The organism is Mesorhizobium sp. M8A.F.Ca.ET.165.01.1.1, from assembly GCF_004792065.1.
Taxonomy (GTDB): domain Bacteria; phylum Pseudomonadota; class Alphaproteobacteria; order Rhizobiales; family Rhizobiaceae; genus Mesorhizobium.
This window is the reverse complement of sequence record NZ_SRTH01000197.1, coordinates 1-306: the sequence shown is the minus strand read 5'-3', so window position 1 is coordinate 306 and position 306 is coordinate 1. Positions and strand designations below refer to the sequence as shown.

Here is a 306-nt window from a genome sequence, read left to right as displayed (position 1 = left end):
AGCAGCTCGAACTCTACCTGACCAACTACCGCGAGGCGGCCTCCCGCCAGGACCGCAACTATGTCCCGGTGGACGCCCGTACAACCACAGACGCCGTGGTGCCGACCGAGGCCTACTTCCCCAAGATCGGGCCGATCGTCGGCGCGGCCTTTGCCGCTTCGCTGCTGCTCATGTCGGTGTTCACACTGCTGCGCGAGCTCTTCTCGGGTCGCGCCATGCGCCCGGCCAGGGGGGCTCGTTTGGAACCCATCGATGAGGTGGCGATGCCGGTCGCTCCTGCGGAACAGGTGACGGTTCCAGAGCCCG

Annotated in this window: 1 pseudogene; it reads left to right on the top strand. The window is 67.0% G+C overall.

The window, feature by feature from the left end:
• Nucleotides 1-306 (top strand): annotated as a pseudogene (locus tag EN808_RS35730) (chain-length determining protein); the annotation flags it as partial.